Annotated in this window: 12 protein-coding genes and 1 tRNA gene; 11 read left to right on the top strand and 2 right to left on the bottom strand. The window is 63.8% G+C overall.

All coding sequences use genetic code 11. From position 1 onward, the window contains the following. Nucleotides 1-27: 27 nt before the first annotated feature. Nucleotides 28-744, bottom strand: coding sequence for a tetratricopeptide repeat protein (locus tag VSR72_RS13070; RefSeq protein ID WP_342952776.1), 717 nt, complete (start codon nt 742-744; stop codon nt 28-30). A 275-nt stretch (nt 745-1019) separates the two neighbouring features. Here VSR72_RS13070 and cysS point away from each other — a divergent pair, with 275 nt between their 5' ends. From cysS to VSR72_RS13035, 7 genes are all read left to right on the top strand, one after another. Further along, a complete protein-coding gene (gene cysS / locus VSR72_RS13065; RefSeq protein ID WP_342952775.1) occupies nt 1020-2417 on the top strand; it encodes a cysteine--tRNA ligase in 1398 nt (465 codons plus the stop codon). Nucleotides 2418-2464: 47 nt separating this feature from the next. Then, the gene (locus tag VSR72_RS13060; RefSeq protein WP_342952774.1) at nt 2465-3349 is read left to right on the top strand and encodes a DNA-3-methyladenine glycosylase; all 885 of its coding nucleotides are present in this window, start codon (nt 2465-2467) and stop codon (nt 3347-3349) included. Between the two features lie 128 nt (nt 3350-3477). Next, nucleotides 3478-4449 (top strand): acetyl-CoA carboxylase carboxyltransferase subunit alpha, encoded by a 972-nt coding sequence (locus VSR72_RS13055; protein ID WP_028204107.1) that lies wholly within the window; start codon nt 3478-3480, stop codon nt 4447-4449. A gap of 45 nt (nt 4450-4494) precedes the next feature. After that, complete coding sequence (gene tilS, locus VSR72_RS13050; RefSeq protein WP_342952773.1) at nt 4495-5925, top strand: tRNA lysidine(34) synthetase TilS; 1431 nt, start codon at nt 4495-4497, stop codon at nt 5923-5925. Nucleotides 5926-6372: 447 nt separating this feature from the next. After that, nucleotides 6373-7623, top strand: coding sequence for an aspartate kinase (locus VSR72_RS13045; RefSeq protein WP_342952772.1), 1251 nt, complete (start codon nt 6373-6375; stop codon nt 7621-7623). A 203-nt stretch (nt 7624-7826) separates the two neighbouring features. Beyond that, a tRNA-Ser gene (locus VSR72_RS13040) sits at nt 7827-7920 on the top strand. Nucleotides 7921-8487: 567 nt separating this feature from the next. Further along, nucleotides 8488-8838, top strand: coding sequence for a hypothetical protein (locus VSR72_RS13035; protein ID WP_342952771.1), 351 nt, complete (start codon nt 8488-8490; stop codon nt 8836-8838). 147 nt (nt 8839-8985) lie between these two features. On the opposite strand, the gene fabI is transcribed toward VSR72_RS13035, so the two are convergent. Further along, on the bottom strand, nt 8986-9774 hold the full coding sequence (fabI, locus tag VSR72_RS13030) for an enoyl-ACP reductase FabI (RefSeq protein WP_342952770.1): 789 nt from the start codon (nt 9772-9774) through the stop codon (nt 8986-8988). 229 nt (nt 9775-10003) lie between these two features. Between fabI and VSR72_RS13025 the strand changes: the two genes are divergently transcribed. From VSR72_RS13025 to VSR72_RS13010, 4 genes are read left to right on the top strand one after another with little or no spacing between them, the layout of a single operon-like run. After that, entirely contained in the window at nt 10004-11818 is a 1815-nt protein-coding gene (locus VSR72_RS13025; RefSeq protein ID WP_342952972.1) for an extracellular solute-binding protein, read from the top strand. 27 nt (nt 11819-11845) lie between these two features. Further along, the gene (locus tag VSR72_RS13020) at nt 11846-12883 is read left to right on the top strand and encodes an ABC transporter permease subunit (protein ID WP_342952769.1); all 1038 of its coding nucleotides are present in this window, start codon (nt 11846-11848) and stop codon (nt 12881-12883) included. Nucleotide 12884: 1 nt separating this feature from the next. Further along, entirely contained in the window at nt 12885-13991 is a 1107-nt protein-coding gene (locus tag VSR72_RS13015) for an ABC transporter permease (protein ID WP_342952768.1), read from the top strand. Next, a complete protein-coding gene (locus tag VSR72_RS13010; protein WP_342952767.1) occupies nt 13988-15607 on the top strand; it encodes a dipeptide ABC transporter ATP-binding protein in 1620 nt (539 codons plus the stop codon). The genes VSR72_RS13015 and VSR72_RS13010 overlap by 4 nt, the downstream gene beginning before the upstream one ends. The last annotated feature ends 54 nt before the right edge of the window (nt 15608-15661 follow it).

The raw sequence follows: 15661 nt of genomic DNA, 5'->3' as shown, positions 1-15661 counted from the left end.
TGCGGCGCGCGGGCAGCGCGCCATAGGTTAGTTCGACGGCGCCACGAAAGGCGGCATCGCGAGCGAGCCCGTCGAGCCGCCAAACTGGTACGCGGGGTTCGTGAACGCGGGCACGACGGCCGTCGGGGTTGCGGCCGACGCGGCTTCTGACGCTGCCGCTGCGGTGCCCGCTTTCTTCGGCGCGGGCGGCGGCGAGATGATCTTCGCGATGTCGGCGAGGCGCTGCGACGTTGCGCCGCTCGTGTGACCGAGCGATTGCGCGTGGCGGTAAGACGTATCGGCCAGGCGCAGGTACAGGTCGCCGAGATTTTCCCACGCGAGCGTGTACGACGGGTTCGCCTTCACCGCGGTTTCGAGCGCGACGCGCGCCTCGTCGTAGCGGCCATGCTTTGCGTAGAGCGCCGCGAGATTGTTGTAAGGCTCGGGCAATTCGGGGTAGAGCTGCGTGAGTTCGGTGAACGCCTCGATCGCGTCGTCGTCGCGGTTCAGGCGCGCGAGAATCGTCGCGCGCTTGAACTTCGCCTGCACGTCGCGCGGGTTGGTCTTGATGCGTGCGTCGAGCTGGCTGAGCGCGCCAGCCCAGTCGTGCTGGCTGATCGCGGCGTCGGCGCCTGGCGTCGCGTCGGACGTTGCGGGGGGCGCGGCATGCGCAATGCTCACGCTGCACAGCACGATCGCGACGCTCGAGAGAGCCGACGCGGCAAGGGTCGCAGCACGGGGCGCGCGGCCGCTGGAAGGTTTCATAGGGTGAGGTCGCGGTGTTATACTCCGAGCCATTCTAACAAAAGGTCTGTGCGTTTTCGTCGCGCGCTTTGTCCCTCGCCCGTTTCGTTTGCATTACGGGTGCTTGCGCGAGTCGCCGGGCTTTCCAACGCCACTCGTGGTCGTCTCCGCCCAGATAGCAACCTGTTTGCAGTCCGGACGCCGACAAGCAGCAGCCTGAGCAATGCGGGCCACCACCCGCTGGCTGCGGTCGGCGCTGCCGCGGATTTCTTTCGACCCACGTATCCATCGCCTTTATGGAATCACTGCGCATCTACAACACGCTCGCGCGTGACAAGCAAAATTTCGTGCCACTCGAGCCCGGCGTCGTGCGTATGTACGTCTGCGGGATGACGGTGTACGACTATTGTCACGTCGGGCATGCGCGTGTGATGGTGGTGTTCGATATCGTGCAACGCTGGCTGCGCGCGATTGGCTACAACGTGACCTACGTGCGCAACATTACCGATATCGACGACAAGATCATTCGTCGCGCGGTAGAAAACGGCGAGACGATCAAGCAGCTCACCGACCGTTTCATCGCAGCGCTTCACGAAGACGCGGACGCGCTCGGCATCGAGCGTCCCGATCTCGAGCCGCGAGCGACGCAGTTCATCCCGCAGATGCTCGACATGATCGGCAAGCTCGAGCGCAACGGCTACGCGTACCAGGGTACGGACGGCGACGTGAACTACGCGGTGCGCAAGTTCGCGAACTATGGCGCACTCTCGGGCAAATCGATTGAAGACCTGCGCGCGGGCGAACGTGTGGCGACGAACGATGCCAAGCAGGATCCGCTTGACTTCGTGCTGTGGAAACAGGCAAAACCGCAGGAGCCGGCCGACACGAGCTGGGACTCGAAGTATGGCCGTGGGCGTCCGGGCTGGCATATCGAATGCTCGGCCATGGGCTGCACGCTGCTCGGCGAGCACTTCGACATTCATGGCGGCGGCCAGGACCTGCAGTTTCCGCACCACGAGAACGAGATCGCACAGAGCGAAGGCGCAACCGGCAAGACGTTCGTCAATACGTGGATGCATAACGGCTTCGTGAATATCGACAACGAGAAGATGTCGAAGTCGCTCGGCAACTTCTTCACGATCCGCGAAGTGCTGGCGAAGTACGATGCCGAAGTGGTGCGCTTCTTCATGGCGCGCGCGCATTACCGCTCGCCGCTGAATTACAGCGACGTGCATCTCGACGACGCACGCAACGCGCTCACGCGTCTTTACACGGCGTTGAAGGACGTGACGCCGGACGCGGGCGAGCTTGACTGGAATGAACCGTACGCGCAACGTTTTCGCGCGGCAATGAACGACGACTTCAACACGCCGGTGGCGATCGCCGTGCTGTTCGAACTCGCGAGCGAGGTGAACCGCACGCGCGACGCCGTGCTCGCGCGTCAGTTGCAGCGCCTCGCACGTGTGATCGGGCTGCTCGTGCGCGAGCCGCGCGTGTTCCTGCAGCAAGCCGCGGGTGCACAGGATGCAGGTGCGCTCGACGTGGACGCGATCGAAGCGAAGATCGCGGCGCGCACGGCGGCCAAGCAGGCGAAGCAATATGCGGAGGCGGACCGGATTCGGGCCGAACTGCTCGAATCCGGTGTCGCGCTCGAAGACAAACCGGGCGGGTTGACCGAGTGGCGCCGCGTGTAAGCGGGCTGTCCAGTTTCCACTGATCGATTCGCGAGGCAGGAGGCAGGATGGCAACGGCCACGAAGACGCAGACCAGGCGGTCTGCGTCGCTAACGGGCGGAACTGCGGGCGCGCCCGCAGGTGCAAAGCGTGCGCTCAATGGAGCGGGCGGCAAGGCTGCGACAAAACCGGCTGCGAAGGCGGCGCGTGGAAAGACCAACGGCGCGTCGGCATCGCACGAGGCACTCGACGGCGCGGCAATCGATGCCGCGCTCGCCAATGGTCCGGCGGCGCTCGAAGCCGTGGAGCCCGCGGCGAATGCGCTGGGCGATCTCGAATTCGAAGTGCAGCGTCCCGACTATTGGGACAAGGCCTGCGCGGACCTCGTCAAGCGCGACCGTATTCTCAAGAAGCTGATTCCGAAGTTCGGCCCCGTACATTTGCTGAGCCGCGACGATCCGTTCGTCACGCTCGCGCGCTCGGTGGTCGGCCAGCAGATTTCGACGGCGGCGGCGCAAGCGCTCTGGCAGCGTGTGGAAGCCGCGTGTCCGAAACTCGTGCCGCAGCAGTTTCTGAAACTCGGTCACGAAAAGCTCGCCGCGTGCGGACTCTCGAAACGCAAGACGGAATACATTCTCGATCTCGCACAGCATTTCGTTTCGGGCGCGCTGCACGTCGGCAAGTGGACGTCGATGGACGACGAAGATGTGATCGCGGAGCTCACGGCGATTCGCGGTATTGGCCGCTGGACCGCCGAAATGTTCCTGATCTTCAATCTCGCGCGCCCCAATGTGCTGCCGCTTGACGACCTCGGCCTGATCCGCGCAATCAGCGTCAACTATTTCAGTGGCGAGCCGGTCACGCGCAGCGAAGCGCGCGAAGTCGCCGCCAACTGGGAGCCGTGGCGTACTGTCGCGACCTGGTATATGTGGCGCAGCCTCGAGCCGTCGTGAGGCCTACGTCGGCCGTCAGTTATTAAGAAAAATCCTATCGATCCAAGAAATCGATAGTTCTGAGCCGATTTCGGCGCGGGCTGGCGCGGTTAGAATACGCGCTGCCGCAAAGTGAAGGATTCCCACACATGAAGACCACGTTTCTGGATTTCGAACAGCCGATCGCTGAACTGGAAGCGAAGATCGAAGAACTGCGCTTCGTTCAGGACGATTCGGCCGTCGATATTTCGGAAGAAATCGAGCGGCTGTCGAAGAAGAGCCAGCAACTCACGAAGGACCTCTACGCGAACCTGAGCCCGTGGCAGGTTTCGCAGATCGCGCGTCATCCGCAGCGTCCGTACACGCTCGATTACGTGCACGAGCTGTTTACCGATTTTCACGAACTCCATGGTGACCGCTCGTTCGCGGACGACCTTTCCGTCGTCGGCGGCCTCGCTCGCTTCAATGGTCAGGCCTGCATGGTGATCGGCCATCAGAAGGGCCGCGACACGAAGGAGCGCGCCGCGCGCAACTTCGGCATGCCGCGCCCGGAAGGCTATCGCAAGGCCGAGCGCCTGATGCGCCTCGCCGAGAAGTTCGGCCTGCCCATCTTCACGTTCGTCGACACGCCGGGCGCGTACCCGGGCATTGGCGCGGAAGAGCGCGGCCAGTCTGAAGCAATCGGCCGCAATCTCTATGTGATGGCCGAACTCAAGACCCCGATCATCACGACGATCATCGGCGAAGGCGGTTCGGGCGGCGCGCTCGCAGTCGCCGTGGCCGACACGGTCATGATGCTGCAGTTCTCGACCTACTCGGTGATCTCGCCGGAAGGCTGCGCGTCGATTCTCTGGAAGAGCGCCGCGAAGGCGCCTGAAGCCGCCGAAGCGCTGGGCCTCACGGCGCACCGTCTCAAGGCGCTGGGCCTCATCGACAAGATCGTGAACGAGCCGCTCGGCGGCGCGCATCGCGACCCGAAGGGCATGGCCGCGCTGTTGCGCCGTGCGCTTGCCGACTCGCTGCGCCAGTTCCAGGGCATGAGCATCGCCGACCTGAAGCAGCGCCGTTTCGAGCGCCTGATGGCCTACGGCAAGTTCAAGGAAACGACGCCGGGCGCGTAAGGCGCGCGACGTCAACGTCTGCCGGCGCGTGAGCGCCGTCGCGCCGTGACCGACCATCCCCAATCCGACGCCGGGCGCATCGTTCTCGATGCACTCGGCGTTGTGCTTTCCACGTTTCCGAACGACGCACGCATCGCGATCGCGTATAGCGGCGGGCTCGACTCGTCGGTGCTGCTCGATGCCGCGGTGCGCGCGGCTGGGGCGGCGCGTCTCGTCGCGCTGCACGTGCATCACGGCCTGAGCCCGAATGCCGACGCATGGCTTGCCCATTGCGAGGCGACTGCACGTGCTTACGGCGTGACGTTCGACGCAAGGCGCGTCGAGTTGGCGCGCGACGATGCGGCCGGCGTCGAGGCGGCCGCCCGCGAGGCCCGCTATCGCGCGCTCGACGCGATGTGCGCGGCGCACGGCGTGCAGGCGCTCTGGCTCGCGCAGCACGCAGATGATCAGGCGGAAACGGTGCTGCTGCAGTTGCTGCGCGGCGCGGGTCTCGCGGGCCTCGCGGCGATGGCGCCTGCACGCGCGCCGGTGAATGGCGTAGCGCGCATGCGGCCGTTGCTTGCGTTGTTGCGCACGCAACTGGAGCGCTACGCGCGCGCGCATGCTCTGCACTGGATCGACGACGAATCGAACGACGACACGCGCTACGCACGCAACGCCTTGCGTCACGACGTGATGCCGGCGCTCTCGGCCCATTTCCCCGGTTATCGCGATGCGCTCGCACGCACGGCAGCGCATGCGGCTTCTTCGCAGCGTTTGCTCGACGATCTTGCGCGGGTCGATTTGCGCGAGGTTGGACGCGAGGGAAACAGTACGCTTTCACACACCGCGCTGCTCGCGCTCGACGACGCGCGAGCACTCAATTTGCTGCGCTACTGGATGCGCTCGCTCGGCCTGCCGGCGTCATCGGCTGCGCGGCTTGCGGATATACTGCGGCAGTTGCGCGAGGTCGCGCGTGACGACGTGAGCGCTCACGCATTGCGCGTCGATCACGCGGGACACCGCTTGCGGTCGTATCGCGGAATCGTCTCGTGGGAAGCCGTACGTGCGCGTGAAGAACGCGCAGGCGAGGGCGCTCCGCTTACTCGTGCGCCCGTGACGTTGGCCTGGCGCGGTGAAGAAGTTTGGCGTCTGCCGTCATGGCGCGGGACCTACGTTTTCGCGCCCGCCACCCCCGACGATGCCGATGCCGTTCCCGAGCACGTGCTCGCGAGCGCGCCGCTCATCGCGCGCGAGCGCAGCGGCGGCGAGCGCTTGCGCGATGAAGCCGCGAACGTGAGCCGCACGCTCAAGAACCTGTTCCAGGCGCGCGGTGTGCCCGCATGGGAGCGCGACGTGCCGCTGCTTTTCGCGGGTGAGACGCTGCTGTTCGTGCCCCGTATTGGTGTGAACCGGTCGGCGTTCGGTGCGGCGCAGAGCGAGCCGGGCGCGGCCTGGCGTCGCATCGAATGGCGCGAGGATTTGCTGATCGCTTGAAGTCTGCGGCAACGTTGCGATCGTTCCCCCGCAAATCCTTGCCCCGCAAGCCTTTTTCGCCCTCCGCAAGCTTGTTTCGTCTTGTAATTTTGACGTCAATCGGGTAGTGTAAGTCGTTTGTCCAGCCCGCTTTTTCGCGTTCACGGACGCCGTCAAAAGCGGCGTGTGCCATGAAGGCGCGATTTTTCCTTCGAGCGGTATCCGACGGTTGCAGGGACGTCGTAGCGGCATGCGGGCAGGGCGCAAGTGCAAGGCACAGGGTTTGTCACCAGCGGTGTCACAAACGTGTCAGAAGCGCGCATCGATACCGATGCGCCGGCCTTCGCGCCCCTGAGGGCAAAACCCGCGCGTGCTGCACGCGCTGAAGCCGCCGCCACGGCCATAAGCTTCCGGGCGGTCCAGTCTCTCAGCGCGCCAGCGCGGTAACATCTCCAGTTCAGAACGACAATGGCACTCATCGTACACAAATACGGCGGCACCTCGATGGGCTCGGTCGAGCGCATCAAGAACGTCGCCAAGCGCGTCGCCAAATGGCACAAGGCTGGCCACAAGATGGTCGTCGTGCCCTCGGCGATGTCCGGCGAAACCAATCGTCTGCTCGGTCTCGCGAAAGAAATTTCGCCGCAGCCCAGCCCGCGCGAGCTCGACATGATTGCGTCGACCGGTGAGCAGGTGAGCGTCGGCCTGTTGTCGATCGCCCTGCAGGACGCAGGCGTCGACGCCATCAGCTACACCGGCTGGCAAGTACCGGTCAAAACCGACAGCTCGTTCACCAAGGCCCGCATCAACGACATCGACGGCGAGCGCGTGCTGGCCGACCTCGACGACGGCAAGGTGGTCGTGATCACGGGCTTCCAGGGCATTGACCCGGAAGGCCACATCACCACGCTCGGCCGCGGCGGCTCGGACACTTCGGCGGTCGCAGTCGCAGCGGCGCTTAAGGCCGACGAATGCCTGATCTATACGGACGTCGACGGCGTCTACACGACCGACCCGCGTGTGGTCGACGACGCACGCCGTCTCGACCGCATAACGTTCGAAGAGATGCTGGAAATGGCCAGCCTCGGCTCGAAAGTGCTGCAGATCCGCTCGGTGGAATTCGCGGGCAAGTATCAGGTGAAGACGCGTGTGCTCTCCAGCCTGACCGACCCGATGATGAACCTCGACGAGGAAATGTCCTCGGGCACCCTGATTACTTTTGAAGAAGACGAGACCATGGAAAAAGCAGTCATCTCGGGTATCGCGTTCCAGCGCGACGAGGCCCGCATCGCCGTGATGGGCGTGCCCGACAAGCCGGGCATCGCTTATCAGATCCTCGGCCCGGTGGCGGATGCGAACATCGACGTCGACATGATCATCCAGAACCAGAGCGTGGCCGGCAAGACCGACTTCACGTTCACGGTGCCGCGCGGCGATTATCAGCGCGCCATGGATGTTCTCAACAACACGGTGAAGGGTCACGTGAGCGCCGAGCAGGTGCTGGGCGACCCGAAGGTGTCGAAGGTTTCGGTGGTCGGCGTGGGCATGCGCTCGCACGTGGGCGTGGCGAGCAAGATGTTCCGCACGCTCTCGGAAGAGGGCATCAACATCCAGATGATCTCGACCTCGGAAATCAAGATCTCGGTGCTGATCGACGAGAAGTACATGGAGTTGGCGGTGCGTGCGCTGCATAAGGCGTTCGACCTCGAGCACGCGTAAATCGCGCGGTTATTCAGGTTGTATGACGCGGGTGTGACGCGTTTTTTCGGTTCGATCTGGATTCGCGATGCCGTGCACGACATTCGTTGTGCGCTTGCAGAAAAAACTTTGCAAAAAAGCGTCGTATGAATTGACCGAAAGGCGCTAACCCGCTATTATCTTGGCTTCGTTGCGCTGCCTCCCTGGCGCGAACGAAGTTTTCGGGAGACGTGGCCGAGAGGTCGAAGGCACTCCCCTGCTAAGGGAGCATCTGGGCCAAAACCTGGATCGAGGGTTCGAATCCCTCCGTCTCCGCCAGTAATGGCGGCGAAACCCCGCAAGTCTCGGCTTGCGGGGTTTTTGTTTTTTGGCGTCCGCTTTTGGCTCGCGTCACGTGAAAAGCCAATTGCCGCTTCAAGTCGTCCTGCTTACTTCATTATCGGCCTGCGATTTTCTGATCCATTTGATTAGGAATGCGATGAATGGTCTCGCTGAACCGATCATCGATAGGGGTTCCATGGCAGTTTCGTGCGCAACGCTTCGCGGGAGAGTGGGGCGCACAGAAAGTCGTTCGTAATGCGAATGAAATGGGATTTGTCGCGTGAATGCTGAGGCCCGCACGTTTTGACGCCAGCGGTGATATCCTCCGCTGCGCCGTAGTTCGCCGCAGCGTTCATCGCAAGAAGCGGGTTGCGAGACGCAGGCGCCTGATTCGCGCATTCGCATTGTGTTGCGCGCCCCAAGGCTTCGTGCCGGTGTAACGAGACGTAACGACATCGAACGCGGGCCAGGTTTGTGCATCAGTTCTTACAAGTTTGAAATACGCGGGCGAAAGCCGTGCGTTATATTGGTTTCAACAAAACATCAAACCCGAAAGGTGAGTCCATGAAGTTCCCACGTGTTGTTGCAATGCTGCTCGGGGGCGTGGCTATCGGCGCATCGAGCGCTGCTATGGCTGGCGTGAGCGTTGGTGTCAACATCGGTATTCCGGCCCCGGTTTATGTCGCTCCGCAGCCGGTCTACGCGCCGCCGCCCCCGCCGCCGGTCGTCTATCAGCCGGCTCCGGTTTATGCAGCGCCGCCGGCCGTCTTCATCGGCTGGCACGGCGACCGTTATTGGGACGGCCGCCGCTACTGGGGCCGCGACGACTGGTATCGCCACCACGGCGGCTACGACGGCCCGGGCCGTGGCCACTATGACCGCGATCACGGCGGTCCTCCGGGACACTGGCACTAAGCCGCGAGGCTCGTTGCTGGCGTGATGCGCGTGACACGGCGCGCATCGCACATCGCGTGCCGCGCCAAAAGAAAAGCCGCCCAATGGGCGGCTTTTGCATTCTTGCCGTTGCACACGCAACGAGGCGTGTGTAACGCGAAGAGAGACTTATTCGAGGCCGGCCATGCCGCCAACCACGGCGTTGAAGCCCGAGTCGACGTGCATGATCTCAGCGGTCACGCCGGCTGCCAGATCGGAGAGCAGGAACGCGGCCGAATTGCCGACCTGCTCGATGGTCACGTTACGTTGCAGCGGGGCGTTCTGCGCGACGAAATCGAGAATCTTGCCAAAGCCCTTGATACCACTTGCAGCCAGCGTCTTGATCGGGCCGGCGGAGATGCCGTTCACACGCACGCCTTGCGCGCCGAGCGACACCGCGAGATAACGCACGCTCGCTTCGAGTGCGGCCTTCGCGACGCCCATGGTGTTGTAGTTCGGGATGGCGCGCTCGGCGCCGAGATAGGTCAGCGTCAGGAGCGAAGCGTTCTGGGCGAGCATCGGCTTGGCGGCCTTGGCGAGCGCCGGGAAGCTGTACGCCGAAATATCGTGCGCAATGCGGAAGTTTTCGCGGGTCATGCCATCGAGGAAGTCGCCTGCGATCGCCTCGCGCGGTGCGAAGCCGATCGAGTGGACGAGGCCGTCGAGCGTGTCCCAGTGCTTCTTGAGGTCGACGAAGAGCGCTTCGATTTGCGCGTCGTCTGCCACATCGCAGGGGAATACGAGGTCGCTGCCGAATTCTTGCGCGAACTCGGTGATGCGGTCCTTGAAGCGGTCGCCGACGTACGTGAACGCCAGTTCCGCGCCTTCGCGCTTGCATGCCTGCGCGATGCCGTATGCGATCGAACGGTTCGACAGCAGGCCGGTCAACAGAATGCGTTTGCCAGCGAGGAAGCCCATGAATTCTCCTAAATCAGGTCATTGCGCCAGGCGCCTGTAGGGGCGGCGCCGCGTGGTTTGGGTAGAATTCTCTCACAACTGACAAGGCAGCCTGGACAATTACCAATCTATGACGACAGGAACGCGAGACAGGACGGCGCTCGGCGCGTTTGGAGCAATCGTTCCTGTGGCACGGCCCGCGCTTGCCAGGAGGCTGGCGGCCACATGTCTGGCGCTCGCGTTCGGGCTGATGGCGATGCCCTCCGCGCACGCGGTCTACGCCATCGCACAGTATGGCGAGCCCAAATACCGCCAGGGTTTCGCGCACTTCGACTACGTGAATCCGGATGCGCCCAAGGGCGGCACGCTCGTCCTCGCCAATCCCGACCGCCTCACGAGCTTCGACAAGTTCAACCCGTTCACACTGCGCGGCAACGCGGCGCCGGGACTCGGCATGCTGTTCGAGAGCCTCACGACGGGCAGCCTCGACGAGGTGGCCTCGGCCTACGGGCTGCTGGCCGACGATATCCGCATCGCGCCGGATGGGCTTTCGGTGACGTTCCACATCAATCCGAAGGCGCGGTTTTCGAACGGCGACCCGGTGACGGCCGAAGACGTGAAGTTCTCGCTCGATACGCTCAAGAGCCGCCAGGCCGCGCCTTCCATGCAGGCGTACTTCAGCGAGATCACGCGTGCGGTAGTGGTCGATCCCGCGACGATCCGCTTCGACTTCCGCAGTAAGAACCGCGAGCTGCCGCTCATCGCGGGCGGTATGCCGGTGTTCTCGCACAAGTGGGGGCTGCGCCCAGACGGCAGCCGCATCGCCTTCGATCAGCTCGCGTTCGAGCAGCCGATCGGCAGCGGCCCGTATGTGATCGACCGCTATTCGAACGGCCGCACGATCACCTACAAACTCGACCCTAACTATTGGGGCCGCGACCTGCCGGTGCGCGTGGGCACCAACAACTTCGAACGCATTACCTACAAGCTTTATTCGGACGACGTGGCGCGCCTCGAGGCCTTCAAGGCGGGTGAGTACGATGCACTCGTCGAATATGTCGCTCGCAACTGGGTGCGGCGCGATGTCGGCAAACGCTTCGACAGCGGCGAGCTCATCAAGCGAGAGTTTCCGCAGCACAACGGCACCGGCATGCAAGGCTTCGTCATGAATCTGCGCAAGCCCGCGTTCCAGGACCCGCGCGTGCGCCGTGCGCTCGATCTCGCGCTCGACTTCCAGTGGCTCAACCGCATGCTGTTCTATAGCCAGTACCGTCGCATCGACAGCTGGTTCGCGAACACGCAGCTACAGGCGAAGGGCTTGCCGTCGCCAGGCGAACTCGCGTTGCTTGAGCCGTGGCGCGATTCGCTCGACCCCGCCGTGTTCGGCCCGATGCCCGTGCAACCCGATACGACGCCGCCGGGCTCGCTGCGCGCGAACCTGCTCAAGGCGCGCGCGCTGCTCGCCGAAGCGGGCTGGACCTATCGCGACGGCGCGCTGCGCAACGCGAAGGGCGAGCCGTTCACGTTCGAAGTGCTCGACGACACGAGCGCTTCGGCGCAGTGGGCGCCGATCATGGCGCAGTACACGCAGGCGCTCAGGCGCCTTGGCATCCAGGTGAACTATCGCTCGGTCGATTTCGCGCTCTACCAGAAGCGGCTCGACGCCTTCGACTTCGACATGACGACCATCAAGTTCCCCGACGTTCAGGTGCCCGGCGCGGAACAGGTCGACCGCTTCGGCAGCAAGGCCGCCGACGAGCCGGGCTCCGGCAATCTGCTGGGCCTGAAGTCGCCCGCCGTCGATGCGATTCTCAAGGCGCTCACGCAGGCGCAAACGCTCCAGCAACTGCTCGACGCCACGCACGCGCTCGACCGGGTGCTGATGCACGGCTACTATGTGGTGCCGCAGTGGTACAGCGGGACGCACCGCGTGGCGTACAAGAACACGCTGGCGTATCCAGCGAAACTGCCGCTGTACTATGGCGCGAACGACTGGATCATCTCGACCTGGTGGCTGAAGTCACAACCCGGGCCGCAGCCCGAGCAACAAGCGGCTGGTCATTAACCACGGACACGACGGAAGCAACGAATCATGTGGAGCTACATCGTCAAACGCCTGCTGCTGATGATCCCGACGCTGCTCGGCGTGCTTACGCTGACCTTCGGCGTGATCCAGTTCGTGCCGGGCGGCCCCGTCGAGCAGGCGGTGCGCGAATTGCGGCGCGGCGCGGAGCAGGGCATGCCGTTCGGCATGCGCGCGCATTCGGGCGTGGACGCGCAGCAGATCGCGCAGCTCAAGCAGCTCTACGGCTTCGACAAGCCGCCGCTGCAACGCTATTTCCTGATGCTCGGGCGCTTCGCGCGCTTCGATCTCGGGCAGAGCTACTTCCATCACCAGAGCGTGTGGTCGCTCATCATTTCCAAGCTGCCGGTGTCGATCAGCATTGGCCTGTGGACCTTCTTTCTCACGTACCTGATATCGGTGCCGTTGGGCATCGCCAAAGCGGTGCGCAACGGCTCGCGCTTCGACCTCCTGACGAGTCTCGTCGTGCTCGTCGGTTATGCGATTCCGGGCTTCGTGCTCGGCGTCCTGCTGCTCGTGCTGTTTGGCGGCGGCTCGTTCCTGCAACTCTTCCCGCTGCGCAATCTCACTTCCGATAACTGGGACACGCTTTCGCTCGGCGGCAAGATTCTCGACTATCTCTGGCACATCACGCTGCCGGTGACGGCTTCGGTGGTGGGCAGCTTTGCCGTCACGACCATGCTGACCAAGAACGCGTTCCTCGAAGAGATCCGCCGCCAATACGTGCTGACCGCGCGCGCCAAGGGGCTTTCGGAGCGCACCGTGCTCTGGAAGCACGTGTTTCGCAACGCCTTGCTGCCGCTCGTGGTGGGCTTCCCGGCGGCGTTCATCGGCGCGTTCTTCACCGGCAGCCTGCTGATCGAAACGCTTTTTTCGCTCGACGGTCTCGGGCTGCTTTCATACGAATCGGTCGTGCGGCGCGATTATCCGGTCGTGCTCGGCACGCTGTATCTCTTCACGTTGATCGGACTGCTAACCAAACTGATTTCCGATCTGTGCTATGTGTGGGTCGATCCCCGCATCCAATTCGAACAACTGGAGCGCTGAGTTGAACCGAGTCCGCGCCGGCGCCGAGCCCGAACTGCGTACCGAGAGCGTACGCGCCTTCAAGTCGCCCACACCGAGGCGCCGCGTGTGGCTGCGCTTCAAGCAGCAGCGCCTTGGCTACTGGAGCCTGATCGTGTTTCTCGTCGCGTTCGCGGCGAGTCTCGCGGGTCCGCTCTGGAGCAACGACAAGCCGATCGTCGTGCGCTACGAGGGGCACATGTATTTCCCGTTGTTCAAGGACTATCCCGAGACCGCGTTCGGCGGCGATTTCCCCACGCCCGCCGACTACCTCGATCCGTACATTCGCCACCGCTTCGACGCGCCGGGCAACTTCGCGCTCTATCCGCCGAATCCGTACTACTACGACACGCTCAACTATTTCGCGAAAGTGCCGAATCCCGCTCCGCCGTCTCGGCAGAACTGGCTCGGTACCGACGAGAGCGGCCGCGACCTGTTCGCGCGATTGCTTTACGGCTTTCGCGTGTCGGTGGAGTTCGCGCTCGTGCTGACCGTCATCGGCACGCTGCTCGGCGTGCTGGCGGGCGCGGTGCAGGGGTACTTCGGCGGCAAGGTCGATATCTTCGGGCAGCGTCTCATCGAGATCTGGAGTTCGCTGCCGGAGCTTTATCTGCTGATCATCTTCGCGGCGATCTTCGAGCCCGGTTTCGTGCTGCTGATCGTGCTGCTTTCGCTGTTCGGCTGGATCGGTTTGTCCGACTACGTGCGCGCCGAATTCCTGCGCAACCGCAACCAGGACTACGTGCTGGCCGCGCGCGCGATGGGTCTTTCGAACTGGCAGATCATCTGGCATCACGTGTTGCCCAACAGCCTCACGCCCGTCATCACGTTCCTGCCGTTTCGCATGAGCGGCGCGATTCTCGCGCTCACGAGCCTCGACTTTCTCGGTCTTGGCGTGCCCGCGCCTACGCCTAGCCTTGGCGAACTGCTCGCGCAGGGCAAGCGCAATCTCGACGCGTGGTGGATCGCGCTCTCGACCTTCGGCGTGCTCGTGGCGACGCTGCTGCTGCTCACGTTCATCGGCGACGCGCTGCGCAACGCGCTCGACACGCGCATTTCCGACGCCATGAAGGCCGGAGGCAACCAGTGAGCGCCGTGCCTCAGGACATCGCCGCGCCGCTTCTCTCGATCGAGCATTTGAGCGTGCGCTTTCACGAGACGCTCGCCGTCGACGACGTCACGCTCGCGATCGGGCGCGGCGAGCGCGTGGCGCTCGTCGGCGAATCGGGCTCGGGCAAGACCGTCACGGCGCTCGCGGTTCTGCGCCTCCTGCAGGACGCGCAGATCAGCGGAACGATCCGCCTCGACGGCGACGATCTGCTCGCGAAGAGCGAGCGCGCGATGCGGGGAATGCGCGGCAACGACGTCGCGATGATCTTCCAGGAGCCGATGACGGCGCTCAATCCGCTCTACACGATCGGCGAGCAGATCGCGGAAACCATCGTGCTGCACGACGGCGTGTCGAAGAAGGAGGCCTACGAACAGGCGGTGGGGTTGCTCGAGCGCACCGGCATTGCCGAGGCGAGGCGGCGCGTGTCGAACTATCCGCATCAGCTTTCGGGCGGCCAGCGCCAGCGCGTGATGATCGCCATGGCGCTCGCGTGCCGTCCGCGCCTGTTGCTCGCCGACGAGCCGACCACGGCGCTCGACGTGACGATCCGCGGTCAGATCGTCGACCTGCTGCTCGAACTGCAGCAGGAAGAGGCGGCGCGGCGCGGCATGTCGGTGCTGCTCATCACGCACGATCTGAACCTCGTGCGCCGCTTCGCGCAGCGCGTGGCGGTAATGGAGAAGGGCAGGCTCGTGGAGTCGGGCAGCGTCGAGCAGATTTTCGAAGCGCCGCAACACCCGTACACGCAGCGGCTCATCGCGAGCCGGCCCGAGCGTCATGTGCTGCCCGTGTTGCCGATCGCGCCGGTGCTCCTGCAGGCGAAGGACGTGATCGTCGACTTCGCTACGAAGCTGCCGGGTTTTCGCGGCTGGTGGCAGAAAGGGCGCTATCGCGCCGTGAACGACGCGAACATCGCGGTGCGCCAGGGCGAGACGCTCGGTATTGTCGGCGAGTCCGGATCCGGCAAAACGACCCTTGCGATGGCGATGCTCGGGTTGCAACGCACGGCGGGCGGTGTCGTCGAGTTCCAGGGACGGCCGATCGCGAGCTATCAGGGGAGCGAGCGTCTTTCGTTGCGCTCGCATCTGCAGGTTGTCTTTCAGGACCCGTTCAGTTCGCTTTCTCCGCGCCAGACCATCGAGCGCATCGTGGGGGAGGGGCTCGCGCTCCATCGGCACGATCTTTCCACCGAAGAGCGGCGCAAGCGCGTTGTCGGCGTGCTGCGCGAAGTGGGCCTCGATCGCACGGCTTTGCAACGATACCCGCACGAGTTTTCGGGCGGCCAGCGCCAGCGCATCGCCATTGCGCGCACGCTGGTACTCGAGCCGCGCGTGATCGTGCTCGACGAACCGACCAGCGCGCTCGACGTTTCGATCCAGCAACAGGTGTTGAGATTGTTGACGGATCTGCAACGCAAGTACAACCTGGGCTACGTGTTCATCAGCCACGACCTGGAAGTGATCGGCGCGATGGCGCACCGCGTCGTGGTGATGCAGAACGGGGCGATCGTCGAGTCCGGCGAGGTCTCGAATATCTTCGATAGACCGGCCCATCCTTACACCCGAAAATTATTGAAAGCCGCATTCGATCGCTAGGCTTTGGCGGAACTTTAGGGTGAATTTCGGTGAAATTCACCAATGAGGTGAATG

The sequence above is a fragment of the Paraburkholderia sp. JHI869 genome (genome assembly GCF_038900775.1).
In the GTDB taxonomy this organism is placed as follows: domain Bacteria; phylum Pseudomonadota; class Gammaproteobacteria; order Burkholderiales; family Burkholderiaceae; genus Paraburkholderia.
This window is presented reverse-complemented; position numbering and strand designations above follow the sequence as displayed.